This window comes from Moorena bouillonii PNG (assembly GCF_001942495.1).
Taxonomy (GTDB): domain Bacteria; phylum Cyanobacteriota; class Cyanobacteriia; order Cyanobacteriales; family Coleofasciculaceae; genus Moorena; species Moorena bouillonii.
In genome coordinates, this window is sequence record NZ_MKZS01000001.1 from 5,130,903 (window position 1) to 5,155,783 (window position 24,881).

Genomic DNA, 24,881 nt, shown 5'->3' on the forward strand with positions numbered 1-24,881 from the left:
TCCCTGCTCCGAAGTCCCTGCTCCGAAGTCCCTAAAAACCAGAGATTTGTACCTCATGGGTATAAGAATTGCTATATAGAGTTATTTTGGGTAATGAAAAAAACGGTAATTCCTTTTTAGAATTAATTTAAAAACGCTATATGCATTTTTAAGACACAACAGTTTACTAAATACTTTAGGATAAAAACAGTAATTTTCATCTATTTTGTTGACCTATAAAGGCAGGGCAAAAGCATCTAAATTATGAAACCTTTATCCACTAAAAAAATAAACAATAAGCTGGTTTTATCATTAACTAATGAATTAGTTAATGATAAGCCTGAACTCTGAAACCCCTTATACCTGGGTTAGCCGGTGGGTAGGTTGAACGCGATGGACTTCGTCCATCGCGTTCAACCGAAAAGTAGGCTAGAAAAGAAAAAGATTTGCGATCTGCACGCTTTCAGCGATGGACGAAGTCCCGCTGAAAGCGAACGCATGTTTGCCAAGCATATAGATTCAGGATAAATACTGTGGTTTTTAAGATTGCTTTATTAGGATTAGGGACGGTTGGTACAGGGACAGCAAAGATTTTACTCGACACAGCTGGACGTAACCCACTACTGCAAGGGATAGAAATTGCCAAGGTAGGAGTGCGATCGCTTGATAAGCCCAGAGAAGTGCAACTACCACTGGAGTTGATGACAACTGACCTAGAAGAAATTGTCACCAACCCAGAGATAGATATTGTAGTAGAGCTACTGGGAGGATTAGAACCAGCGCGATCGCTTATGCTCAAGGCGATTGCCCAAGGTAAACATATTGTCACTGCCAATAAAGCCGTTATTTCCCGCTATGGGGATGAAATTTTTGCGGCGGCGGAAGAGGCTGGAGTCTACGTCATGTTAGAAGCAGCAGTTGGGGGGGGTATCCCAGTAATTCAACCCCTCAAACAGGCATTGGGAGTGAACCGTATTCACAGTATTACTGGCATTGTTAATGGTACTACCAATTACATCCTGACCCGGATGCAACGGGAAGGGGGAGAATTTGGCGATATTCTGGCTGATGCCCAACGGTTGGGATATGCTGAGGCTGACCCCACTGCTGATGTGGATGGATTAGATGCCGCTGACAAGATTGCTATTTTAGCTTCTATTGCTTTTGCAGGACGGATTAATTTATCTGATGTCCACTGTGAAGGGATTCGTCAGGTCAGTGCAGCAGATATTGGTTATGCTGAGAAGCTGGGGTTTGTAATTAAACTCTTAGCTGTAGCCAAGCGAGACCCCATGGCAACTGGGGATAACCCAAAGTCTGAAACTATTCAGCTGAGGGTACATCCTACCCTTGTTTCCAAAACTCACCCCCTTGCCAGTATCAATGATGTTTACAACGGGATTGTGGTAGAAGGCGAACCCATTGGACAAGTGATTTTCTCTGGTCCTGGTGCAGGTTCTGGTCCGACAGCCAGTGCGGTGGTGTCGGATATCTTGAACATTGCTGCTGTCCTCAAAAGCGATCGGGAAGCCAAGCAACTACATCCTCTACTTAGTTGTGCTCATCAGCACTATTGTACTGTTGCTCCTATTTCAGACCTGGTCACCCGCTTTTATGCACGGTTCCTTAGTCAAGACCATCCTGGTGTAATTGGGCATTTAGGCACCACTTTTGGCAAACATCATGTCAGTTTAGAATCTGTGGTGCAAATTGGTTTCCAAGGAAACTTAGCAGAAATTGTGGTCGTCACTCATGATGTGCGTGAAGGGAACTTCCGACAGGCTCTAGATGAAATTCGGACTCTAGAGGCAGTGGATAGTATTCCTAGCATTTTAAGAGTGCTCTAAAGCTTCACTAGTTGAAGGTTGAATAGTTGAAGGTTGAATAGTTGAAGGTTTACTCTTTTAGAGGGTTGAGGGAAGTCCTTGGCCAAAAGGCCACGCTACGCGAACGGGGAAAGTTCAAAATATAGCCATTCCCGAAGGTTAGGTTGTTTGCTTGAAGTCTAAAATTTGAAACCGTTTACCTCTGGCCTAGTCTTGATCTATGACTCAATCGTTAACAATGAATCTAGTGCGCTGGCTCCCAATTGTTTCCACAATTTTTTGGCTAGTGACCCCAACTGTTGCTACTTCAAACTTGGGAACAACGGATTCCTATTCTGGTTCTTTATCTGTAGATGATAGTTGGCGATCCCAAAGCCAGTTAAATTTCACAAATTCCACACTTCAACCAGCCAACCTGCAACCTTGGCCAAAAGGCCACGCTACGCGAACAACCCTGACAGTAAAAACAGTACAACAGGCACAAAACACAGTAACTCAAAACACAACTATAGAGGATATTTGTCCACCGCCAGTGCTCTCTCGCTTAACTCGCCACCAAGTGGCTGCAGGTGAAACCGTCGAGAGTATTGCCAACCAATACAATCTTGAAGAGGCTACACTACTTAGATTTAATCGAGCCTTAAACCGGCAGTCAATGCCAGTGGGGCAAGAGATTTTGATTCCGCCATTCAATGGCATCTTGGTGAATGTGCCATTGAATGCCACTTGGCAAGACTTAGCAGACGCCTACGGTGTCCGTGCTGCGGTTTTATTTGAGTTAAATGGTTGTAAAAAACCCTCTAAGCAAGCCTTTATCCCAGGGTTGAATTCCCTTGGCATCGGTATTCCCACAGCAACGAGGGAAACTCCGACTGTAGATAGCTACACGGGATTGACTAATTATCCCTTACCAGCTGTGGCACGGATAGGACTGGATTACGGCTGGCGGCAAGAGGCTGGTGAGGATGAAAAGAAGTTTCACGCTGGTGTCGATTTACTGGCACAGGAAGGTACTCAGGTTTTTGCCAGTGATAGCGGTATAGTTGCCTATGCTGGACCACAAAACACTTATGGCAATTTGGTAGTGATTAATCATGAGGGAGGACGCCAAACCCGCTATGCTCACTTAAACCGTACTACTGTCAGTCCAGGTCAGAAGATTAATGTTGGACAGTTATTGGGGACAGTGGGGACTACAGGAAATCCTGACATTAACCAACCCCATCTACATTTTGAGGTTCGTTTGAATTCCCCTGGGGGTTGGGCAGCACAAGATCCAAAATTGCATTTGAAAATGACTCCATAGTAAGCATTGAGCTGACCAAATTGATCGTGGATATCCAATAGTCAGCTATTGCTGATCCTGATATAAACCCACTTTCCGCACTTCATTTTGTAGCACAAAAGAACTATCGAGTGCGATCGGCGAAGCCGCGCCAAAGGCGATCGCAAATTCTCTAATATAATCCGAGTAAAAATACTTAGTTGACCGAGAGTTCGCTGGTGCTTGCCGCGAACTTTTTTCAACTGAAGTTCTTACGTATAAATAAACTAAAGCATTATATCCCTGTAGGGTGCGTTAATAACGCTACACCATAAGCGCGTTTAGATGCCAGTTTTGCGTAAGTCCTATTCAAGTTATGGTCAATTGTCGCAAGGTTAGGGGGTTTAACCCCCCATATCTAATATCCCTTCATAGCTTAATATCTAGCCAAGATTCCAACTGCCTACATTCTAAGGGTGTTGTTGTCGAACTCTTTACCTACTCCTGAGCAGGAAGAAACTAGCTCAAATTCCATAGCCTCTCAGGTGTGGAGTGAGGCAATTGAGGATCACACAAGATAACAGGCATTATCATTCACAATTCGGGTTCAGGGAGGCTGTTCATGGGATTTCTCAACAATTTGAGTATCAGGTCAAAACTTATATTTATGTTGCTGGCTCTGAGCACTTGCTCGCTGTTCGTGACTGCTTATATCGGTTATCGGAGTGGTAAGTCTCATCTGAGCCAAACAGTATCAAACCAGTTAACCAGTCTACGAGCTTCCAAAGCAGATCAAATAGAATCATACTTTGAAGATATTCGCTATCAGACCCAGACCCTAAGTGAAAACTTAATGGTGGTCGAGGCGATGCAGGAATTTAAGACAGCCTACAACCAACTGCAACAATCTAGGACAGCAACTGATACACCAACTGATTTAGAGGACACCCTCAAGGAATACTACCGTAAAGAATTTTTAACCGAACTAGCGGAAACTAGCGACGGGAAGCCTGTATTAGAATCCTACTTACCAGAAACCTCTGCGGCTCGTTACCTCCAGTACTATTACATCGCCAAGAACCCCAACCCAGCTGGGGAGAAACATCTCCTAGATGATCCAGAAGACAAGAGTGAGTACAGTAGTATTCACACCCGCTACCACCCAATTTTTCGCAACATTGTTGAAAAGTTTGGTTACCAGGATATGTTGCTGATCGATCCTAAAACCGGTGAGATTGTCTACTCAGTTTTTAAAGAAACGGACTTTGGCACCAATCTCACCACTGGACCATACAGTGATAGTAACTTGGCTTTCGCCTTAGCCGACCTCCGAAAAGCCAAGGGAAAGGATTATGTGCAGATCTTTGATTTTGATTCCTACCGTCCTTCTTTTGGAGCCCCAGTAGCATTTATTGCTGCTCCCATCTATGACGGCTCCCAATTTATAGGTGTTTTGGCATTCCAGCTTCCGGTTAATCAGATTAACAATGTTATGACAGGTTACCGTAAATGGAAGAGTAATGGTCTCGGGGATACAGGAGAGATCTATCTAGTCGGAGACGATTATTTGATGCGATCAGTTTCCCGTTTCCTAATTCAAGAGCCGACAGCTTATAGTAAAGCCTTGCGAGAACAGGGTGTAAAGGAACAGATCCTGAAGCGAATCGAGCAGTTTGGTACATCAATTCTACAACAGCCAGTCAAGACAGAAGCTGTAAAAGCAGCCTTAGCTGGGCAAGAAGGTACCCAAATTATCAATGATTATCGGGGTATTGAAGTTTTGAGTTCCTACGCTCCCTTAAACATCGATGGATTGGAGTGGGTTATCCTCTCCAAGATGGATCTTGCCGAAGCCTATGCCCCAGTTTACGCCTTTCAAAAGAGAGTTTTGGTTTCAGCTGCCTTGATCATACTGCTGATCACCCTACTTGCTATGGGGCTCGCCCATCTGTTTGTCCAACCAGTTAGAACTTTAATTGCTAGCGCCCGAAAAGTGAGGGATGGACAAGTTGATGCGGTTGTGAATATAGACTCGGAAGACGAATTTGGGGAGTTAGCTGAGTCATTTAATCAAATGGTTGGCAGCTTACGCACTCAAACTAAACTAGTCGAGCAGAAAAATCGCGAAAATGAAAAGTTACTCACAAGTGTATTTCCCGACTCCGTAGCCAAACGTCTCAAACGGGGAGAGACAAACATTGCTGAGAGTGTTTCTAATGTTACGGTTTTGTTCTGCGACATTGCTGGATTCGGCAAGCTCTCTAGATCCATGGATACCCATGAAATCATTGCAATTCTTAATGATCTAGTAAGTCTGTTCGATCAAGCCACGGCAAAATACGGCATAGAGAAGATTAAAACCATTGGTGACAATTACATGGCAGTCTGTGGATTATCAATCTTACATATAGACCATCAAAAACGTGCGGTAGATTTTGGCTTAGAAATACTAGCATTGACCCACAGATTCAGTCATGAACGAGGATTTGACCTAGACCTTGAAATCGGTATCCATTCCGGAGATATTGTTGCTGGTATTGTAGGTCGAGAAAAAGTTGTGTACGACGTTTGGGGCGATACAGTCAATGTTGCCAATAAGCTGATGTTTTACTGCCCAACGGGAGCTATATTAGTGTCTCAAAATGTCTACAACAGTCTCCATGATATTTACGACTTTGAGCAGGCTGAGGACATCACACCTAATGGTAAAAATCAGCAGAAAGCTTGGTTGTTAAAAACTGCACAGGAATTAGTAGGTTCAACAGTTTAGACATAGGCTTTGCCCAGTTTTTTCCAATTATTAAAGACCCAAGGGTAATGGGGAATTGCTAATAGGGAATTGGTAACTGAACAAACTAGACTTGATTACATTCTTTTCAGATTACCATAATACACAAAATTAAGAACCCCCGCGCGAGCATTATCCCGTGGGGGATGAAAACTTGTTCAGAGAGTTAACCCTCTTGTTCAAGGGATAGTAAAAGAATGGGACAAGGAGATTGTTTTGATGAGCAAAGTAATATGGCAAAACGATTGGTTTATCTGGGCAATAGCCTTAGGGATAGGGTTCCCGATCCTAGTAATTATTCTCACAGAAATTACTCATCGTCTACAAAGACGCGGTCAGCCTCTAGCAGTTACGCTCCGCCTAGTTCGTAACCGTGTCTTACCCGTCTTAGTATTCCTGCTATTTATCCAAAATGTGCTTGAATTAGACCTGGACAACAATCTTGTCAAGCTTGTCGAGACCCTGGTCTGGATATTTGTTATAGACGCCTCTCTGTCTCTAATCAATTCGGTGTTGTTTGAAGCCGCTGGAGAAAATACATGGCGAGCACGGATCCCAAAACTACTCCTAGATTTGTCAAGATTTTTTTTGGTAGCCCTTGGTGGTGCCATTGTGCTATCGAGAGTTTGGGGAGCCGACCTCGCTGGTCTGGCTACTGCCTTGGGTGTGGGTTCTATTGTGATCGGCTTGGCCCTTCAGGACTCTCTGGGTAGTGTCTTTTCTGGCATTACCCTACTGTTCGCTCGTCCCTTTGAAGTCGGTGATTGGTTGCAGATTGGAGACAAAGTTGGTCAGGTCATTGATATGAATTGGCGAGCTGTTCACCTGTTAACCCGCACAGACGACATGATTATTATTCCCCATCGGGTACTTGGGGGAGAAATAGTCCTCAATTACAGCAAACCGAAACGGATTCATGTAGAAACCTTTAGGATTGACTTCGACAGTGATGATCCACCCAACCTAATTAAGCAAGTACTAAAAGAAACAGCACTGGCCACAGAAGGGATATTGAGTGATCCTTCCCCAGAGATCCGCACCATGGAATATAACGACTATCGCGGTAACTATGAGGTTAGGTTTTGTATCGAAGACTATCAGGATGCCCCCAAAATCCGTGAACAGTTGATGACCCGTATCTGGTATGCAGCCCAACGCAACAATCTTGGACCTACCATTCCGATCTATAGACTCCGTAAACTCGATAGTGAACCTAATCAGGCAGATAGCACTTTGACGAAGTTTACCGAGAGCCTGAAGTCAATACCTGTCTTTGTTCCTGTAGCTAAACAGCAAAAGAACTTGGAGAATTTCTCGAAAGGAGCAGTCCTACAACATTTCGGTGTGGGAGAAACAGTGATTCGTCAAGGGGATCCTGGTCATGCTTTGTACATTATTATTGCTGGGAAAGCTGTAATCACCGTCAAAGATAGTTATGGTGAACAACAGGAGGTGATGACTCTGTCAAGTGGTGAGTTTTTTGGGGAAATGGCACTGTTTAGCGGCAAACCAAGCTCCGTATCCGTATCCGTTGTGGAAGATTTGCAAACTATTGCGCTTTATTCAGCTCTGGTTAATCAGATGATAGAAAGTACACCAAGTCTTGCCCGTGAAATCGGTCAAATTATCGAAGCACGACGGAAAGCGATAGATGAGGTGAAACAAGTCAATCTTGCATCCAGTCTTGCATCTAGTAATGGTGCGGAGTTATCAAGTCAAGGTTAAGTTGACTATCAATCCCTCATGATGCGATTGGCCTTGGCCTTTGGGCCACGCTACGGGAATGGCCACGCTACGCGATTCACCGTAGGTCACGCGGGGCGCGTTCCCATAAGCAATAAAGGGGGACTGGACTACTAAGGCAGTTTAATCGGGGCAGCATCAGTGGGATCCCAGTCTATGTTGCTGATTGCATAAATCAAGTTTATCTGGAGTTTAGCGCTAAAAATACTTACCCATAAAGCATTTCAGTAATAATCGGTAATGGGTAACAAGATAATTGGTAATTGTAATTGCTGCTGAGCCATTACTGCTGAGCCATTACCCATTACCTAGTTACCCATTACCCATTACCTAGTTACCCATTACTCATGCCAAGCCATGCTTAATACTGGAATCCCTAAGGTTCTAGTATAAGCGACTCAAGACATAGTCGCTCAGATCAATCAGAGCCTGCTTGGATTCTGAGGGTTTCAACACTGATATATTTTTAACTGCTGCCTCAGCATATTTGGCAGCCATTTCCCGCGATCGCTGAATTCCTTTACTCTCCCTGACCAGTGCCAAGGCTTGTTCTTTATCCTCCGGCTGGGCAAACTCTCGCTCTATGAGCACCTCTAGGTAGGGTTTTTCTTCGAGGGCAAATAAAACTGGTGCTGTGAGGTTTCCACTTACTAAATCTGACCCTGCAGGCTTACCTAAAACATCTGTCGATGCTGTAAAGTCTAGGATATCATCTACAATCTGAAACGCCAACCCCAAATTACGTCCGTAGTGATATAAATTTTCGGCTACCTGATCTGAAACACCACTTAGACATCCTGCTGCTTTAGAACTATTAGCCATCAGTGAAGCTGTCTTGTTATAAGTCTTTGCCAAGTAGCCTTCTATAGTTGTCGTGGTGTCAAATCGACTCAGTCCTTGTTGGATTTCTCCCTCTGCCATATCTTTAATCACTTCAGAGAGTAGCTTAACTACCTCTAAGTTATCCAGATTAGCCAGATACCAAGCAGATTGACCAAACAGAAAGTCACCAGCTAGCACAGCGATTCGGTTATTGAACAAGCTATTAACAGTAGGTACGGTGCGGCGTACCTCTGACTCGTCTATCACGTCATCATGCACCAGAGAAGCCGTGTGAATCATCTCAGTAATTTCTGCTAGACGGCGATGACGTTGGGTAATCTTGGAGTTGGTTATCGTTGCCCGTGAGACCAACAATACAATGGCTGGTCGTAACCGCTTTCCCCCAGCTCCGAATAAGTGTTCAGCTGCAGCGTATAAGATTGGGTGACTGGCACCAATCAGGTTTTTTAAGTTTTCACTCAATTGATACAGATCTGCTTCTACGGAAGCAAAAAGGGAGGTCACTGAGGTCATGTGATCAGCCGACTCAGAAGTTAGTTACGAAAGTTTACATATTTCTTTCTTAATTCTAAGCTAACCGTCCCCGATAGGAAAATTTTGTTGAGTTTATGGCATAACTGGAAGGAAATATGAGTAATTGTATAGACTTGTTAAGTCTGTACCGATCTCGGTATGGCTACCCAGGATTTTTGTGCTATCCTGAGAATTGAGGGTTTAAAAGATTTAACATACTGAATTCCAAATGTGGTAAGGGGAGAGTTAAATTCGGTGATCCCACCATAGTAAAGATGTTGGCTTAGGCAAGACAAGCCTCTCTATCCCGTCTATATCTCAGTATCTCTACTGAGTCAACTTGTAAAGCAGACATAACCACCAAGAGTTGCCTAATCGGGAGCCTAAGTCGAGATAATTCTCACCTTAAGATCAGGAGTTACCTAGGCATGGGTGGTTAGGGTAAATTGCGCTAAATACCTGTATCCTATACCTTATTATCCGCAACCATATCCTAAAACCATTAGAACTGTAAGGTTTTAGGATTGCTTTGCAGCAGATTTCTCTAGAAATTTGCATCTACCTGTCTCTTGTTCACTCTTATGTTATACATTGATATGTCGTTAATGATCCCCCTGCTAGCTACTGGCTACTTAATCACAATCTATGTGCTGTTAACACTAGCCCAGCGTGTTCAACGTTCTCCAAGGTACTTTACTAATCCCATTAAAAACGCCTTGGCTACTCGTGTGCCAACTGAGTCAGCATCCGAGGTCAATACGGTTAAGGGATGGTCTCAAAGGTCTCAAAGTTAATATCTTCCAGCATAACCCGTAGCCTATTCATCGGCGATTTTTCAACTTCCCATGGGCTAGCTTGGGTAGGAAGAGTCTTGAAACATGGCGCTTACATTACCAGATTGTCGCGCACAGATTCTGAGTTTACCCAAAAACAGATAAACGCAAATAGTTATGACCACTTTCTGTGTTGATCTGTTTGACTATGAGATTTTGACTTGTCATGGTCTACTTGCTGAGTCAAGTATTTCTTAGCGATAGTCCAATATACAAGGTTGGCATCATCAGGACTGATACTGCCTTGGGGGTAAAGTTAGACTTTACCCCCAAGGCTAATGGCCTAAGGGAGAATTTATTCTTGGGCTACACAAACTAATCCCACAAATTTTATAGCCTCTGTGCTTGGCTACGACCGTTAGAAGATCACCACGCAGACTTTGTTTATCAAGTTGGACTTGCCCTAGAATGGCTTCTGTGGGGGAGCCCAACGGTAAACGAAATAGCCCTGGTGGTGGCAGAAAGGAAGAGGAGAAACTCTCCGTTTTTCCCTATGCCACTATAACAAGCATTAGTCTTGGTTTCCCATGACCATGGAAATGTTTACCCTAGTTCAGTTAGGTAGAATTAGGGGTTATATTGGTTTAATTATCCCAACAAGGCTTTGGCTTTAGCGACTACATTTTCAACCGTGTAACCAAACTTTGCCATAGCGACGCCACCGGGAGCAGAAACACCAAAGCGATCAATGCTAATCATATCCCCCTCGGTACCCAAGTAACGGCACCAACCAAAGCTGACACCAGCTTCGACCCCGAGGCGCTTGGTCACTGCTTTGGGCAAGACGGATTCCCGATAGGCTTCATCCTGGGCTTCAAAAAGTTCCCAGCTTGGCATGGAGACAACACGGACTTTCTTCCCTTCTTCTCGCAACTGCTCAGCCCCTTGGACACACAGTGACACTTCGCTACCAGTACCAATCAGGATAATGTCAGGAGTGCCATCGCTGTCAGAGAGGACGTAAGCCCCTTTGGTCGCGGCTTCAATGGAACTACCAGCTAGGTTAGGTAGACCTTGTCGGGTAAAGGCGAGGAGAGTTGGAGCATTACGACGCTCAATAGCTACCTTATAAGCCCCAGAGGTTTCGTTGCCATCAGCAGGTCGAAGGACTACCAGATTTGGTATAGTCCTTAGGGAAGCAATGGTTTCAACCGGTTGGTGTGTCGGACCATCTTCACCTAAGGCTACCGAGTCGTGGGTCATTACCCAAATTACCCCAGCTTCTGATAGAGCCGACAGGCGAATTGCTGCCCGCATATAGTCGGTGAAAATCAGGAAGGTGGCTCCATAGGGAATCAAGCCAGAGTTGTGAAGGGCAATGCCATTGCAAATCGCTCCCATACCATGTTCCCGGACGCCAAAGCGTAGGTTCCGGTTTTCATATTGCCCTTTCTGGAAATCCCCAGATATGTTCAATAAAGTGAGATTGGAGGGAGCAAGGTCAGCTGAACCACCAATCAATTGAGGCAGTACGGGGGCAAGTGCATTGAGAGTGGCTTGAGAATGTTTACGGGTTGCTACTCCCTTGTCTTCCGGCGTGTAGGTGGGTAGGGCTTTTTCCCATCCTTCCGGGAGTTGGCCACTGGTAATTTGCTCAAATTGTGCTGCTTGTTCAGGATACTTTGCTTTGTAATCAGCTAGGGTTTGATTCCAGGCAGTTTCCGCTTCCGTACCCCGTTCCACAGCTTTCCGTAAATGGTTGAGAGCATCATCTGGAACTACAAAGGGTTCATATTCCCATCCCAGGTGTTTGCGAGTGGCCTCCACTTCATCCCCACCTAAAGCTGCACCATGGACAGCATGTGAATTGGCTTTGTTAGGAGAACCATAGCCAATGGTGGTGGTTACCTTAATCAAAGACGGCTTATCTGTTACCGCTTTGGCTGCTGCTATGGCATCATTGATAGCTTCAAGGTCAGTGTTACCACTTTCTACATGTAGGACGTGCCAGCCATAAGCTTCAAAGCGCTTACCCACATCCTCAGTAAAGGCTAAGTCCGTAGAGCCGTCGATGGAAATATGGTTGTCATCGTAGAGGGCGATGAGTTTGCCAAGTCCTAGGTGACCCGCTAAAGAACAGGCTTCACCAGACACCCCTTCCATGTTGCAACCATCACCAAGGATGACGTAGGTGTAATGATCGACAATGGTAGCATCCGGTTTGTTGAACCTAGCAGCTAAGTGAGCTTCTGCCATTGCCAAACCCACACCATTGGCAATTCCCTGTCCCAATGGACCAGTAGTGACTTCAACCCCATCGGTTTCAAAGTTTTCTGGGTGTCCAGGGGTGACCGATTCCCACTGGCGGAACTGCTGAAGATCGTCTATGGTTACACCATCATAGCCAGTTAGGTAAAGTAAGGCGTATTGCAACATACAGCCATGACCAGCCGACAAGATGAAGCGATCGCGGTTGAACCAATTGGGATTTTTGGGGTTATACCGCATAAAACGGTCCCAAAGCACGAATGCCATAGGAGCCGCCCCCATGGGCAGCCCAGGATGACCAGACTTGGCCTTTTCTACAGCATCAATCGCCAAGAAGCGGATGGAATTGATGCAAAGTTCTTCGAGAGACTGGGTTGCAACGGCCATAATTTCTGTTTAATGGATATGTGTGTACTATGGTCTAACAAGAATTTGTCTGAGTTCAAACAAGGGTGGCTCTCGGTTGACCCAAAGGTACTTTCTCATAATCCCATTACCGGGATCAATCAGCAAGAGATAGGGATTGGCTCAGAATGAAGGATGTTCGCCGGATAGTTTCCCTTGTAGGGTAGGATGAAGCATCAAGGATGAAAACAATCCATAAAGCGTGGGTGGGAATATGGGTTACTCAGTAAATATCATTAACTAGTAGTTGTAACTACTAGTTTTTTCCTTGAGCTACCTTCACCCAATGCCTACCCTAATATAAAGGCTACCCTTTTGGTTCTCCTACGGAGTAAGCCGTTAACCATTCAAACTTTATTCCCACTTTACCGGTATTTTTTGAAGGCTAGGGTTACATTATGACCGCCGAACCCAAAGGAATTGGATAGCACTACTTCTACCATCTGCTGGCGACTAGAATTGGGTACGTAATCCAAATCACATTCAGGGTCTGGGTTGTTCAAATTTATCGTTGGTGGAATCTGGTCATGGGCAATTGCCATCACTGAAGCCACTGCTTCAATGCCACCAGACCCTCCCAACAAATGACCTGTCATAGATTTGGTGGAGCTAATTGCTACTTTATAGGCATGGTCTCCTAGGGCTTTTTTAATCGCTGCTGTTTCGGTTTTATCATTAGCAGGTGTGCTAGTGCCGTGGGCATTGATGTAGCTAACCTGTTCGGCCGTCAACCCAGCATCCTTCATCGTCAGTGCTATAGCCCTTGCTGCTCCTTCGCCACCTGGTACAGGGGATGTGATGTGATGGGCATCACAGGTCATGGCATAGCCGACGATTTCGGCATAAATTTTTGCTCCACGACTGACGGCGTGTTCTAGTTCCTCTAGGATCAGAATCCCAGAACCTTCTCCCATCACAAAGCCATTGCGAGCGATATCAAAAGGACAGCAAGCTGACTCAGGAGTATCGTTACGAGTAGATAAAGCTCGTGCTGATGCAAACCCAGCCATTGCTAGGGGAGTCACCGCCGCTTCAGCACCGCCACAAATCATGGCTTGGGCATAGCCTCGCTGGATTAAGCGAAACGCATCGCCTACGGCATTAGACCCTGCGGCACAAGCAGTAACTGGGCAACTATTGGGTCCCTTGGCTCCCGTATGAATTCCTGTTTGACCAGCTGCCATGTTAGCAATCATCATCGGGATCATAAACGGACTACAGCGGTCAGGTCCACGTTTAATAAGAACTGTTTCCTGGTCTTCCAGTACCTTCAGACCACCGATGCCAGTGCCAATCATTACACCGACCTGTTCTGCGTTCAGGTCATTGATCTCAAACTGGGCATCAGCTAATGCTTGCTTACTGGCAGAAACCGCAAATTGAGCAAAGCGATCCATACGATTTGCTTCCTTACGCTTCATGTAGTCCTGGGGATCAAAGCCCTTCACCTCGCCAGCAATACGACAAGCATGCTTGGAGGCATCAAATAAGGAAATTAAACCAATACCATTGCGTCCGTTTAACAACCCTTCCCAGTACTCAGCCACAGTGTTGCCTATCGGCGTAATTGCACCGAGACCTGTAACAACGACCCGTTTTTTCTCAAAGTTTGTCATCATGCCATTAAAACTAGGCTTATCGACCGTGAACGCAGAACTTGCGGTAATGAATCAGGCTGATCAAGCTGGAGTTTCTGCTCCTGCTCCTACTTTTTCCTCAATGTAATCCACAGCCTTTTGAACAGTGTCGATCTTTTCCGCCGCTTCATCAGGGATTTCGATATTGAAAGCTTCTTCTAAGGCCATCACCAATTCAACTGTGTCTAAGGAGTCAGCGCCCAGATCGTTGGCAAAGCTGGCTTCTGGCTTAACCTCCTCCCCATCAACGTCCAACTGTTCTGAAACGATATCCTTAACTTTATCGAAAATTTCGCTCATATATATATTCCTCAGCCTTTTTAGCTATAACCTCTCAAGCAGTACTTACTGATTTTAGGGGTTTTATGATCTTATCCGAAAGAGGTCTGATCTTGTAGATAGGTAATAATGCTTGTTTGGCATGACACCACTTCCCTTAATCATCAAAGGCTTTGGTGCCTTTGTTCCCCGTCTCATCATATATCAATGTCCTCAACACTCAAGAACTGCTTAGTTGGAACCACAATTCCATAGCTGACCTAGAGACATCCTTAGGAATTGTACACCAAACCTCGCCAAACTGCTGCTGCTTTGACCTGACATGACCGTTGCCTTCCGAGAGTTGGCCCAGCACGTTAGAGCGGGTGCATCTCATTATTTGTAAAAAAGTTGCTAATGGTGCGCACAGAAGACGAGCTCGCCAAGACGCAAGCTGTAGCCAGTTTTGGGACAGTGCCTCCCATAACGCACCACCAGGTCAAACTGCAAAAGCGATATAGAGGTGCCGTGGCGAATTAAATTACGGGTCAAACGCACCATTACGGTCATGGGGGAAATTCCATGACCGCGCTGCATCAAGACAATGAGATCCACCCCGTTACAGCTTCATGGGCAGAATTTCGGCATCGGAGCTCACCCTGTTAATTCACGATGGTCGGTATTAGAAAGTTTCAGCTGTTGTTTATTTTTGTCAAGCTAATGAAACAAAATTTTATAAAAAAAACGAGTAGGGGGAAGCTGACTTCTCAAGCCTTCCTTAAACAGAGCGGTAGACTCTTTGCATATCGGGTATCTTAGTCACCTTTAAAGAGTCAAAAAGCCTAATGCTTATGGGTTTTACGGAGTTGCGATCGCCCATGATCGCCCATCGTAAATCCATTAAGTCGAGCTTAGTATCAGTATGAATACTTAATACAGTACTTCTACCAATCTTAATATAGTACTTTTACCAATTCTTAGGTTATCCCAATTCTTAGGTTATCCCAATTCTTAGTGCTGACAAGGGTACACATTTATTTTATCTGAGCATCTAAGCATCTGAGCATCTAAGCATCTGACCATCTGCATCTATAAGTCCTATTTTGAATAATTGGTATTAGTTTATGGGCTAACTAACCAATCTCTACTAAAAGGGCAGCAGTAAAAAAAATTTGTTTTATCAAGAGGAGCTTTTCAAAATACACGACTTAGGTAAAATTGCTCGTAATATGAGTTTTGGAATGAGTTAACTCAGTTAGCTTAATTATGTATTTACACGGTTGTCGTGCTAGGTCACGTTGATGCTAAAAGTGATGTAATTACTTTACAACGAAGCTCTCATGAATTCAAGTCTCAGTTTTTGGTTATTCAGCTGGTTTTTATTAGCTATTTATGATTTTAACCCAAAAAATCATACTCTCAAAGATAGCAATCAAATCCAAAACTTATTAATCTATTGGTTTTTTTTTAGTTTAAATAACTATGAAGCCATTGAACAAGATATTAATTTGGCTAATGATAAAATTAAGTGGCTGGAATATGAACTCAAAGAAAGTCATCAGCAAATTATTGGGATAATCAATAAGTTTATTGTAGTTAATAACTCCTTAAGGAGCTTCCATAAGAAAAATGTCTCACTGCAAGAGAGGGTTGAACGGCTGGAGCTGGAAAAGCAGGCTTTTCTTGAAGAGCTTGATGGGGGAGTAGAAACTTCAAATTGGGATTATCAAGCCTGGGAGTTGATGGTACAGAAAACCAAAGGAATAATTGTGGAGCTAAACCAAGTCAAGACGGAAGTTAAATCACTCCTCAGACAAAACAAACAATTGGCATGGGACAAAGCATGCTTAGAAAGGCAACTTGAGTTGGAGAGGGCTGAAAATCAATGCCTGGCTATAGAAAAACAACAAATAAATCATCAAAAAAACATCTTGGCAGGTAAACTGAGGCAGAAGCATATTGAAACTCAATCCCTACTCACGGAAATCGAAGCACTAAAGATGTAAAAACCAAGATGTGTTGATGATAAATTTTGATCAGTCTACAAGCTTAAAGCAGGACAGTTACGGTCATGAGTAATATCCTGTCCGGTTGACTACTTATAATTCTGGGGTTTTCGTTAATTGAAAATTGAAAATTAACAATTAACAATTAACAATTTTAAATTCATGGGCATAGGCTCAACCATTTTATAAGTGATTAACCGGACTTGATCTTACCAATTACGAATTCCAAAATATTGACTCTACCAGGTTAAGTTAGTAGCAAAATAGTACCACAAAATATTTTATAGTTAAGTGATGCTTGAGCATACAAATAAAACCAGGCAATAGCCAAGACAAAATACACAATGGTTATGGGTATAGTAGAATTTATTCACGTCATTAGTAATCCGTCACTGGGGCTAGCCCCAAGAGTACCAGAATAAACTAAACCCCGCTGTGTGTCCAGAGTCAAAATTGCCCCATCCCGAATCAATTGGGTCGCATTCTTCACCCCCACAATTACTGGCACACCTAAGCGTAAGCCAATCACTGCTGCATGGCTAGTTATACTATCTTCCTCAGTGATAATTCCTGCTGCCTTGCGAATAACTTCCACAAATTTGGCATTGGTTGAAGGAGCGACTAGGATTTCTCCGTGGTTGAAGTTAGGTAAATCACCATCAGTGCCAGCCACCCGAGCAACACCACTTACTGATCCCTGACCAATACCAACTCCCTGACCCAAAACTGCTTTGACTACTTCTACTTTAATTAAGTCTGTTGACCCAGCCACACCTTGGATTGTCCCCGCCGTCATGACGACCAAATCTCTTTCTGTTAGAAGCTGTTTTTCCTGAGCCACACTCATTGCGGCTTGGAAGGTCTGACCAGTTGAGGGTAAATCCAGGACTAACAAAGGTCTGACCCCCCAAACTAGCTGGAGTTGTCGAGCCACATCTACATGGGGTGTTACTGCTAATATGGGAGTCTGGGGTCGGAATTTAGATACATTCCGGGCTGTAGCACCGGTTTTGGTCAGAGTCATGATGGCTGCTGCCTCTAACTGCTCCGCAATGTGACCAACTGCCTGGGATATAGCATTGGGAATGGAACGGCTGGTGTCACGAGCATGACCGATAATCTGTTCTTGCTCAATGCGAACCGCAACCGTACCCATGGTCTTTACGGCTTCTACTGGGTATTTACCAACAGCTGTTTCGTTAGAGAGCATGACTGCATCAGTGCCATCAAGGATAGCATTAGCTACATCAGAAACTTCTGCACGAGTTGGTCGCGGTGAGTTAACCATACTGTCCAACATTTGAGTGGCAGTTATGACTGGGATTCCCCGTCGATTGGCTGAGGCAATCAGTCGCTTTTGTAAGATTGGTACATCCTCTGCTGGCAGTTCTACCCCTAAGTCACCCCGAGCAACCATCACTCCATCGCACAGGGAGATAATTGCCTCCATTTGCTCAATGGCTTCATGCTTTTCAATTTTGGCAACGACGGGTACCTGCTTGCCAGCACTGTTAATCAGTTCTTTGATTTCTAATATGTCCTGAGGATTACGAACAAAGGAGAGTGCTACCCAATCCACACCCTGATCCAAACCAAACATTAAATCTCGTCGGTCTTTATCGGTTAGAGCTTTGATGGATAGGTAGACACCAGGGAAGTTCACTCCCTTGTTATTTGAGAGGGGTCCACCGACGATAACGGTACAGTGCAAGGCTCGTTGCTCTCGGTCTACCTCATCGACCCGCATTTCAACTTTGCCATCGTCTAATAGGATGGTGGCTCCTACAGGCACTTCGTCAGCTAGGGGTTCGTAGGTAACTGAACTGATTTCCTGTTGACCAACCATGGATTTGCTGGTTAAGGTGAAGCGATCGCCATTGTTAACAACAATGGAACCGTTTTCAAACCGCCCCAAGCGAATTTTCGGTCCTTGCAAGTCTTGCAGGATCGCCACAGGCTGATTAAGTTCAAAGGCCGTCTGGCGGATCAGGCGAATATTGCGCTGATGGTCTTCGTGGGTGCCATGGGAAAAGTTAAGTCGTAAAGTGGTGGCACCAGCTTGAATTAGTGCCTTGAGAACATCTGGGCTATTGCTCGCAGGGCCAATTGTGGCGACAATCTTTGTCCGACGTAGGGAATTTGGCGATTGCATAAACGTGAAAGGGATTAGGTGGGTTTCCCGAACAACACCTTAGCATGGCACATTACTGTTTGTTGTTTGATATTAAGTTTTCCTAAATATCTTTACAAAGACTTGTCATTAGTCATTAGTTATTAGTACCAAGCCAGGTTTAATAAGATTCGGTAAACATTCCCCAATCTACACTAAGTCCGGTTAGTAGGGGATGAATTTCCAGGCAAAAAATTTTTGTTCTAATCAAGTTGTAATCAATAAGATATTCCGGCTTAGTCGAGGGTACTTCACGGGTTACTTTTGCGGTATTGGATCCGGTAAATTCGGTTGTTGGCTTCTTCTGTGACTAACAGACTGCCATCTTTTAGCACCAGCAAACCAACTGGACGTCCCCAAGTGGTTGGTCCTGAGGAATCGATCAGAAAACCGGTCAGAAAATCTTCATAGTAGCCTAATGGTCGTCTATCAGTTTTGAAGGGAATAAAGACAACCTTGTAACCGGTGCCTCGGTTACGATTCCAAGAACCACGAAACGCTACAAAGGCACCGTTACGATACTTTCCTGGAAAGGTCTGTCCATCATAAAATTGTAATCCTAGTGCTGCTGAGTGCGATTGGAATAAAACATCGGGAGTTCGGGTTTGGGCAACCAGTTCAGGTTTGATGCTTTGACCATTGCGGGTTTGACGGGGATCGATGAGATGGGGGGCTAAATAGGCATAGGGCCAACCATAGAATTCCCCTTGGCGAATGCGGGTAAAGTAATCAGGAACTAGGTCATCTCCGATCAGATCTCGTTCATTGACAGTAGTGTAAAGTTCACCAGTAATTGGGTGAAAGTCGAGACCGACAGGATTACGTAAGCCATAGGCAAAGGTCTGTTGGTTTGAGCCGTCCAGGTTCATCACCTGTACCGATGCTCGGGGTAGGGGTTCCCGATCGACATTAGACCGTGAACCAATCGAGACGTAGATTTTGTTGAGGTTGGGAGACACTACCACATTGCGCGTCCAATGCTGGTTGTAGCCACCACCAGGAAGGTCAGCAATTTTTTGACCTTTGCCAGTGAGTTGCTCTTGACCTTTTGTGTAGGGAAATCGGACTACAGCATTAGTGTTGCCCAAGAAAAAGTATTGATCAGCAAACGCCATGCCAAAGGGAATATTTAACCCATTACTGGCACTAGCAAAGGTTTTTTTGATATCAGCCACTCCATCACCATTGCTGTCACGCAATAAACGAATACGATTTGCCCGAGTTTCTGTGACCAAGATATCCCCAGTGGGAGTAAGTGCTAGCCAGCGGGGACGGTCTAATCCATCAGCAAATACGTTAACTTGGAAACCCGCTGGTACTTTTAGGCTTGGGTTGGATGGCACTGCTACCACTTTTGGAGGTCGAGAGGCGCTAGTAGTAGCAAAGGGTTGGGGTAAATCATTCAGGGTAATTTGAATCGGTTGGGGTGTCAGGGGTTTCGTATCGATTAGGGTTTTTGTGGATAAAGCATTTGTTTGTGTAGGTGCCTGAGCAATTTGGGGAGATTCTTCAGACGACGACTTTTGTACAATCGGTGCAGCAGGTGCTTGAGTTGAGGTACTGGCTGAACTACAGGCTACTACCGTAGTCATCAGCAGTTGCAGGATCAGGAAACGTGGGCAGTTCATGGTCAGGAGCACAGGGTGATATTGCGATTGATCTTAACTGACCAAGTAGCAATCAAAGGTATTACTTGATTGCGGTTGCAAGTTATCAGGTTAGTCGGTTGAAGGTTAGTCGGTTGCTGGTTAGTAGGTGTTGCCGGTTGCTGCTTAGAACCTTGGCCAAAAGGCCACGCTACGGGAACAACCCACCCTACACCGAACGCCACAAGCGAACAACCGGTTAACCTTCAACCTGTTAACCTTCAACCTGTTAACCTTCAACCTGTTAACCTTCAACCCTATCTCCCCATAGCCTCCAGTTATCCCTATTTCAGGCAAAGCGTATCGATTTATACCATATTTTGGTTATAAAAATATAAATAAATGTTGCAAACTTTTCCAAAATAGGTTAAGTTATATTACAGAAGCTAACAAAGAGCTAGGAGATCTATAACAATGACTCAAGAGCAAGAATCTAAGTTCGGTTTCACCAACTTTGCTGAAACCTGGAATGGCCGTTTGGCAATGCTTGGTTTCGCCATTGGCTTGGCTACCGAGTTGCTGACTGGTAACGGCATTCTGCAACAACTAGGTCTGATGTAATCGGCCATAAGCACTTGGGCGCACGGTGTGCGCCCCTAGAGTTGATTTGTGTTCTACTCAATATTGGAAGCAATATCGCAAGCGCTATACCTGCATTTCTGACAAAGATTGCGATCGCAGTCACTGAAAGCCTTACACAATCTAGGGTTTACCCCCATTGAAGCTCAGCAATAAAAACGACAGTGTGTTGTTCTTAAGCGATCGCTTAACTATTCCTAATAAAATAGAACACTTTTATACCGATCTACTTAGTTGTTAATTGCTCAACAATACCCATCACTGCACTGCGGGTTAGTTTAGATTGTCCGAGGGCTAAAACATCAAGGGTGGCATGAGCTAATGCTAGGGGAATTTGGCAAAAATTTCTGGCTGGACTATTCTTCATGAGAGCATTGGTGTAAGCATCAGCTAAAGAGAGATTTCTCCGAGCATATTTGTGTAGCTCTTCTTGGCTCCAGCCGTTGGGAAAAAAATCCACTTGCCTTGTCAAATCTTCAGAGCGGTTACGTAGAATGTTGACTGCTTGTAAACCCCGACCAAAACCAACTGCATAACTACGGTTAGTTTGGGTACCATCATACCAAGCCCATAAATCAGAAAGTAACAATCCTACAGAGCCAGCAACGCTATAAGTATAAGCATCCAAATCCATTTCTGTATTAATTTCCCAACCGCATTCAGCCCAAGCTGCCATTCTATCTGCCATAGCTGCGCTAGCTTCCCAAATGCGAGGTGCAATGGTTTCCGGTGCTAGCATTGCCCATTCACCAATCCGAATGCTTACTTCTGGAAGTGGCTGTTCGTGCTTACTCAAGGCTAAAGATAATTCCGAGGCACTGAATCCATTACCTATACCTTGTAGACCGAAACTAATTTTTCGCAACAGTGAAGCCTTCCTAGGGTTATCAAGCTCAAAATTATCTTCAATTTCGTCAATTGCACGCATACACAAGTATGCAGAAGCAACCGATTCTTGTAACCCTCCTGGTAAACAACTAATTGGAATGTAGAAAGTTCGACTAGTTTCTTTGAGAATTCCTAAGGCATCTTTACATAGTTGCATGACTTTACTATTCTCATCGTCGCTTTATATGATATTAATAAATTTTAAAGGATAAATACTCATAAATATTGAATTTATATGTATTTTTTGTCAAGAGGACTTACGAAGTTTAGTTGGTTTCGCCCCCCTAACCACTTCAGGTCTGTTTCAAAATTCAATAAGTTAACGATTTTGGGTGATAGGGGTTTGGGTAAATACGGAAATAGGGAAATACAAGGCGCATTTACTCAAAACTAAGCCAATAAGCATATTTGACACCTGGCTAATTAGTCGGCTTCAATCAACTGAAATGATTAACAATTAGTGATTCGAACCAAATTTAGTGTTCGATAAATTTGGTCCGAATCACGACTATTTCTTCTGGATAATGTAAATAACTAATGTAAAAAGTGGCGCATACCGGTGATCACCATTACTAATCCCAGTTCATCTGCTGCCTGAATCGAGTCTTGATCTCGTAAACTACCACCCGGTTGCACAATTGCCTCAATCCCCGCTTTAGCAGCTGTCCGCACTGAGTCATCGAAGGGGAAGAATCCATCACTAGCAAGGATAGCGTTTTTGCTATTTTCCCCAGCCTGTTCTAAAGCTATATTGACTGCACCTACCCGATTCATTTGACCGGCACCCACACCTAAAGTTGTGCGATCGCGTGTCACGACAATGGCATTGGATTTAACATGCTTACACACCTTCCAAGCAAATAATAATTCTGCCATTTGGTCAGGAGTAGGTTGCTTTTGGCTTACCACTTGCCAATTCTCAGGATTATCCATGGCATCATCCGCAGCTTGTACCAGAAACCCCCCTGCAATAGCTTTCACAGTTTGCTTTGATCCGGTCTGTAAGTCTGGTAATAGCAACACTCTTAGCTTCGACTTAGCACTGAGAATTTCTTGAGCTTCTGGTTCACAGCCTGGTGCGACTACACATTCTAAAAAAGTTTTCTTTAACGCCACAGCTGTAGCAGCATCAATGGGTTGATTTAATGCCACAATTCCACCGAAGGCAGAAATAGAGTCAGCATTGAATGCTTTCTGATAGGCTTGCGAGAGGGTTTCTGCCAAGGCTACCCCACAAGGATTGGTGTGCTTGAGAATTGCTGCGGCTGGAGTGTCAGTAAATTCATTAATGATCCGCCGTGCAGCTTCTAAATCCACCAGGTTGTTGTAACTGAGTTCCTTACCCTGAAGTTTAGTGGCTGCAGCCCAACCTGTGGGAACTGTTCCGGTTTGATACCACGATGCCGGTTGATGGGGATTCTCGCCATAGCGTAGAGATTGGCGCTGTTGTCCAGACAAAGTAAATCGTTTTGGTAGGGATACTGGATCTTTGTACCCGATCAGGTAGGATGCGATCGCATGGTCATAGGCAGCGGTATGACCAAAAACCTCTATAGCGCAAGCCTGACGGAATTCGATTGATGGTTGATTTCCATTCTGGCGCAACTCCTCTAAGTAATCCTGATACTGACTGGGATTACACAGCACTGTCAAGTGAGCATAGTTTTTCGCAGCTGCCCTCAGCAGTGTTGGACCACCGATATCGATAGTTTCAATTGCTTCTGCTAAACTCACGTCCGGTTTAGCAACAGTCTGTTCAAATGGATAGAGATTCACCACCACCAAATCAATGGGACGAATCTGGTTTGTCTCCATTTCTGCCACATCTTCGGGCAAATCTCGCCTTCCCAAAATTCCACCATGAATTCGTGGATGTAGGGTTTTGACCCTGCCACCCAAAATTTCTGGAAAGCCAGTGTAATCAGACACTTTCGTTACCGGCAAACCTTCTGATTGCAAGGCTTTAGCCGTTCCGCCACTGCTGATTAAATCAAATTCCAATTCTTCTACTAGCTGACGGGCAAAGTCGATTAGTCCAGTTTTGTCAGATACACTCAGCAGTGCCAGATTTGCCATTTCAAACAATTTTACAAAAAGTCAACCGAATTCTGAATTATCAATTCAGAATGCAGAATTATTAGTTGCTAAATTCAGGATTCAGCAACTTAATAATTCAGAAATAGTTCAGAAATATTCCACCTTACTTCTGGATTATGGATTCTGCACTCTGAATTTTTTTTTTAAATTGTCAAGAGGTTTTTTAGGGTAAATTTCAATAATTCAGCGAACTAAGTAGGTACTTATATTTAATTAGCTTACCTACCAATACCGAATGAATTATTTCCATCTTTTACCCATTCTTCCTAATTACAACGGATGGAAAAGTAGATCAGGGAAAAAGCGGTTAAATTCAATCAAAATTCCAGCCGTAACGGTCATCCAAAGAGCCAATAACACTGGTGCTAGGGACAAATACTTAACTAAATCCTGCATGGAACATTCTCCTAAAATCGATAACTATTTCAAGACATCTTGGCACATCAAGATAATGCCCTGTCTATAAAGCGCGAAAATTTGATTAGCGAGAACGGCAGTAGTTTTTAGCTAACTTTTCAGTGCTAAAAGCGTTCCCGCGAGCGAGTCTAAGTATGATTGCTAGCGTGGTGAGACAGGAATCTCATCATCTTTAGCAAACATTTCACCAGTGGTGATTTCTTTGAATGCTAACAAAGGCCATGAGGCAGCCATTAGCATCTTACTAACTGCCAAGGGGACATCAATGATGACTTCTTTGTCTTCTGGGTTCTTACCCTTTTGAATCGCTTGTAGATAGCTGCGACCTGCCCAGCCAATCCAGCCAGTGATATAGAGGAAGAGTAAGCTAGGAATGAGGAAGTCACCCATATGGGAGAAACGACCATCCACAATCAAGTGAGGATATCCCTCATCACCACAAAGTGCTTGAGAATACCGCTCAAATCGGTTCGCCCCGGAATTGGGGTTAGCTGTAGTGTTTAGGAATTCAGCCTTCCGGGCTTGGAATGCAGCAGACTCACTACAAGGGGTGAGATGATCCAAAGAAGCAGAGGCTGGGCTGATGGCGCAAAACCAAACAGAGACGGCAAAAATTAAAGCTAACAATCGTCGCATAGAAAGTGTCTCCTTTTGTTAAGAAACAAAAAGTTTTTTGTACAAACCAAAAGATCAAATTATTTGTACACTCAGGCAATCTTACTCTGAGCCGTGTATCTAGTAAAGTTTAATTAACTAAAAGTAGTGTTTCAATAAAGGTCAT

General features: G+C 44.2%; 20 protein-coding genes. 8 read left to right on the forward strand and 12 right to left on the reverse strand.

From position 1 onward, the window contains the following. The first annotated feature begins 512 nt into the window (after window positions 1-512). The 4 genes from BJP37_RS20805 to BJP37_RS20820 all read left to right on the forward strand — a co-directional run bounded on the left by BJP37_RS20805 (window position 513) and on the right by BJP37_RS20820 (window position 7,582). On the forward strand, window positions 513-1,826 hold the full coding sequence (locus BJP37_RS20805; protein ID WP_075901628.1) for a homoserine dehydrogenase: 1,314 nt from the start codon (window positions 513-515) through the stop codon (window positions 1,824-1,826). Between the two features lie 199 nt (window positions 1,827-2,025). After that, on the forward strand, window positions 2,026-3,111 hold the full coding sequence (locus BJP37_RS20810; protein ID WP_198954131.1) for a M23 family metallopeptidase: 1,086 nt from the start codon (window positions 2,026-2,028) through the stop codon (window positions 3,109-3,111). Window positions 3,112-3,691: 580 nt separating this feature from the next. After that, the gene (locus BJP37_RS20815; protein ID WP_075901630.1) at window positions 3,692-5,839 is read left to right on the forward strand and encodes an adenylate/guanylate cyclase domain-containing protein; all 2,148 of its coding nucleotides are present in this window, start codon (window positions 3,692-3,694) and stop codon (window positions 5,837-5,839) included. A gap of 237 nt (window positions 5,840-6,076) precedes the next feature. Further along, window positions 6,077-7,582 carry a mechanosensitive ion channel family protein gene (locus BJP37_RS20820; RefSeq protein WP_075901632.1) on the forward strand — a complete coding sequence of 502 codons (1,506 nt, stop codon included), beginning with the start codon at window positions 6,077-6,079 and terminating at the stop codon, window positions 7,580-7,582. A 402-nt stretch (window positions 7,583-7,984) separates the two neighbouring features. On the opposite strand, the gene sds is transcribed toward BJP37_RS20820, so the two are convergent. Next, on the reverse strand, window positions 7,985-8,956 hold the full coding sequence (gene sds / locus BJP37_RS20825) for a solanesyl diphosphate synthase (protein ID WP_075901634.1): 972 nt from the start codon (window positions 8,954-8,956) through the stop codon (window positions 7,985-7,987). Window positions 8,957-9,537: 581 nt separating this feature from the next. Between sds and BJP37_RS41975 the strand changes: the two genes are divergently transcribed. Together BJP37_RS41975 and BJP37_RS43755 are read left to right on the forward strand one after the other, a co-directional pair. After that, a complete protein-coding gene (locus tag BJP37_RS41975) occupies window positions 9,538-9,750 on the forward strand; it encodes a hypothetical protein (RefSeq protein WP_143727716.1) in 213 nt (70 codons plus the stop codon). Window positions 9,751-10,197: 447 nt separating this feature from the next. After that, window positions 10,198-10,320, forward strand: coding sequence for a hypothetical protein (locus BJP37_RS43755; RefSeq protein WP_269087038.1), 123 nt, complete (start codon window positions 10,198-10,200; stop codon window positions 10,318-10,320). A 57-nt stretch (window positions 10,321-10,377) separates the two neighbouring features. Here BJP37_RS43755 and tkt read toward each other — a convergent pair whose 3' ends face one another. From tkt to BJP37_RS39705, 4 genes are all read right to left on the reverse strand, one after another. Then, window positions 10,378-12,384 carry a transketolase gene (tkt, locus tag BJP37_RS20835; RefSeq protein ID WP_075901638.1) on the reverse strand — a complete coding sequence of 669 codons (2,007 nt, stop codon included), beginning with the start codon at window positions 12,382-12,384 and terminating at the stop codon, window positions 10,378-10,380. A 383-nt stretch (window positions 12,385-12,767) separates the two neighbouring features. Next, window positions 12,768-14,018, reverse strand: coding sequence for a beta-ketoacyl-ACP synthase II (fabF, locus tag BJP37_RS20840; RefSeq protein WP_075906326.1), 1,251 nt, complete (start codon window positions 14,016-14,018; stop codon window positions 12,768-12,770). Window positions 14,019-14,081: 63 nt separating this feature from the next. Beyond that, entirely contained in the window at window positions 14,082-14,345 is a 264-nt protein-coding gene (gene acpP / locus BJP37_RS20845) for an acyl carrier protein (RefSeq protein ID WP_143727717.1), read from the reverse strand. A 193-nt stretch (window positions 14,346-14,538) separates the two neighbouring features. Then, window positions 14,539-14,694 carry a hypothetical protein gene (locus tag BJP37_RS39705; protein WP_158069694.1) on the reverse strand — a complete coding sequence of 52 codons (156 nt, stop codon included), beginning with the start codon at window positions 14,692-14,694 and terminating at the stop codon, window positions 14,539-14,541. A 943-nt stretch (window positions 14,695-15,637) separates the two neighbouring features. Between BJP37_RS39705 and BJP37_RS20850 the strand changes: the two genes are divergently transcribed. Continuing rightward, the gene (locus BJP37_RS20850; RefSeq protein WP_075901642.1) at window positions 15,638-16,303 is read left to right on the forward strand and encodes a hypothetical protein; all 666 of its coding nucleotides are present in this window, start codon (window positions 15,638-15,640) and stop codon (window positions 16,301-16,303) included. A 370-nt stretch (window positions 16,304-16,673) separates the two neighbouring features. Here the strand turns inward: BJP37_RS20850 and pyk are convergent, their stop codons facing one another. The 3 genes from pyk to BJP37_RS20865 all read right to left on the reverse strand — a co-directional run bounded on the left by pyk (window position 16,674) and on the right by BJP37_RS20865 (window position 20,304). Beyond that, window positions 16,674-18,455: a pyruvate kinase gene (pyk, locus tag BJP37_RS20855; RefSeq protein WP_075901644.1), complete on the reverse strand. Its 1,782-nt coding sequence runs from the start codon at window positions 18,453-18,455 to the stop codon at window positions 16,674-16,676. Between the two features lie 269 nt (window positions 18,456-18,724). Further along, complete coding sequence (locus tag BJP37_RS20860) at window positions 18,725-20,101, reverse strand: PQQ-dependent sugar dehydrogenase (RefSeq protein ID WP_075901646.1); 1,377 nt, start codon at window positions 20,099-20,101, stop codon at window positions 18,725-18,727. A 2-nt stretch (window positions 20,102-20,103) separates the two neighbouring features. Next, window positions 20,104-20,304, reverse strand: coding sequence for a hypothetical protein (locus BJP37_RS20865; protein WP_075901648.1), 201 nt, complete (start codon window positions 20,302-20,304; stop codon window positions 20,104-20,106). A 229-nt stretch (window positions 20,305-20,533) separates the two neighbouring features. Between BJP37_RS20865 and BJP37_RS20870 the strand changes: the two genes are divergently transcribed. Continuing rightward, the gene (locus BJP37_RS20870) at window positions 20,534-20,680 is read left to right on the forward strand and encodes a CAB/ELIP/HLIP family chlorophyll-binding protein (protein WP_070394076.1); all 147 of its coding nucleotides are present in this window, start codon (window positions 20,534-20,536) and stop codon (window positions 20,678-20,680) included. 244 nt (window positions 20,681-20,924) lie between these two features. Here the strand turns inward: BJP37_RS20870 and BJP37_RS20875 are convergent, their stop codons facing one another. From BJP37_RS20875 to BJP37_RS20890, 4 genes are all read right to left on the reverse strand, one after another. Further along, window positions 20,925-21,743, reverse strand: coding sequence for a squalene/phytoene synthase family protein (locus BJP37_RS20875; RefSeq protein WP_075901650.1), 819 nt, complete (start codon window positions 21,741-21,743; stop codon window positions 20,925-20,927). A 377-nt stretch (window positions 21,744-22,120) separates the two neighbouring features. Next, a complete protein-coding gene (gene purH / locus BJP37_RS20880) occupies window positions 22,121-23,662 on the reverse strand; it encodes a bifunctional phosphoribosylaminoimidazolecarboxamide formyltransferase/IMP cyclohydrolase (RefSeq protein ID WP_075901652.1) in 1,542 nt (513 codons plus the stop codon). A 291-nt stretch (window positions 23,663-23,953) separates the two neighbouring features. Then, window positions 23,954-24,079, reverse strand: a complete 126-nt coding sequence (gene psaJ / locus BJP37_RS20885; protein ID WP_071105376.1) for a photosystem I reaction center subunit IX — start codon at window positions 24,077-24,079, stop codon at window positions 23,954-23,956. A gap of 162 nt (window positions 24,080-24,241) precedes the next feature. After that, window positions 24,242-24,736: a Photosystem I reaction center subunit III gene (locus tag BJP37_RS20890; RefSeq protein WP_075901654.1), complete on the reverse strand. Its 495-nt coding sequence runs from the start codon at window positions 24,734-24,736 to the stop codon at window positions 24,242-24,244. Window positions 24,737-24,881 lie beyond the last annotated feature (145 nt).

Excerpts from the sequence above, each read along its gene's own strand:
- tkt (WP_075901638.1), bottom strand. The coding sequence starts at position 12,384 with ATGGCCGTTGCAACCCAGTCTCTCGAAGAACTTTGCATCAATTCCATC.
- BJP37_RS20815 (WP_075901630.1), top strand. The coding sequence starts at position 3,692 with ATGGGATTTCTCAACAATTTGAGTATCAGGTCAAAACTTATATTTATG.
- purH (WP_075901652.1), bottom strand. The coding sequence starts at position 23,662 with ATGGCAAATCTGGCACTGCTGAGTGTATCTGACAAAACTGGACTAATC.
- psaJ (WP_071105376.1), bottom strand. The coding sequence starts at position 24,079 with ATGCAGGATTTAGTTAAGTATTTGTCCCTAGCACCAGTGTTATTGGCT.
- BJP37_RS20890 (WP_075901654.1), bottom strand. The coding sequence starts at position 24,736 with ATGCGACGATTGTTAGCTTTAATTTTTGCCGTCTCTGTTTGGTTTTGC.
- BJP37_RS20875 (WP_075901650.1), bottom strand. The coding sequence starts at position 21,743 with ATGCAACTATGTAAAGATGCCTTAGGAATTCTCAAAGAAACTAGTCGA.
- BJP37_RS20810 (WP_198954131.1), top strand. The coding sequence starts at position 2,026 with ATGACTCAATCGTTAACAATGAATCTAGTGCGCTGGCTCCCAATTGTT.
- BJP37_RS20870 (WP_070394076.1), top strand. The coding sequence starts at position 20,534 with ATGACTCAAGAGCAAGAATCTAAGTTCGGTTTCACCAACTTTGCTGAA.
- BJP37_RS20860 (WP_075901646.1), bottom strand. The coding sequence starts at position 20,101 with ATGAACTGCCCACGTTTCCTGATCCTGCAACTGCTGATGACTACGGTA.
- fabF (WP_075906326.1), bottom strand. The coding sequence starts at position 14,018 with ATGACAAACTTTGAGAAAAAACGGGTCGTTGTTACAGGTCTCGGTGCA.
- pyk (WP_075901644.1), bottom strand. The coding sequence starts at position 18,455 with ATGCAATCGCCAAATTCCCTACGTCGGACAAAGATTGTCGCCACAATT.
- BJP37_RS39705 (WP_158069694.1), bottom strand. The coding sequence starts at position 14,694 with ATGAGATGCACCCGCTCTAACGTGCTGGGCCAACTCTCGGAAGGCAAC.
- sds (WP_075901634.1), bottom strand. The coding sequence starts at position 8,956 with ATGACCTCAGTGACCTCCCTTTTTGCTTCCGTAGAAGCAGATCTGTAT.
- BJP37_RS20850 (WP_075901642.1), top strand. The coding sequence starts at position 15,638 with ATGAATTCAAGTCTCAGTTTTTGGTTATTCAGCTGGTTTTTATTAGCT.
- BJP37_RS41975 (WP_143727716.1), top strand. The coding sequence starts at position 9,538 with ATGTTATACATTGATATGTCGTTAATGATCCCCCTGCTAGCTACTGGC.
- BJP37_RS20820 (WP_075901632.1), top strand. The coding sequence starts at position 6,077 with ATGAGCAAAGTAATATGGCAAAACGATTGGTTTATCTGGGCAATAGCC.
- BJP37_RS43755 (WP_269087038.1), top strand. The coding sequence starts at position 10,198 with ATGGCTTCTGTGGGGGAGCCCAACGGTAAACGAAATAGCCCTGGTGGT.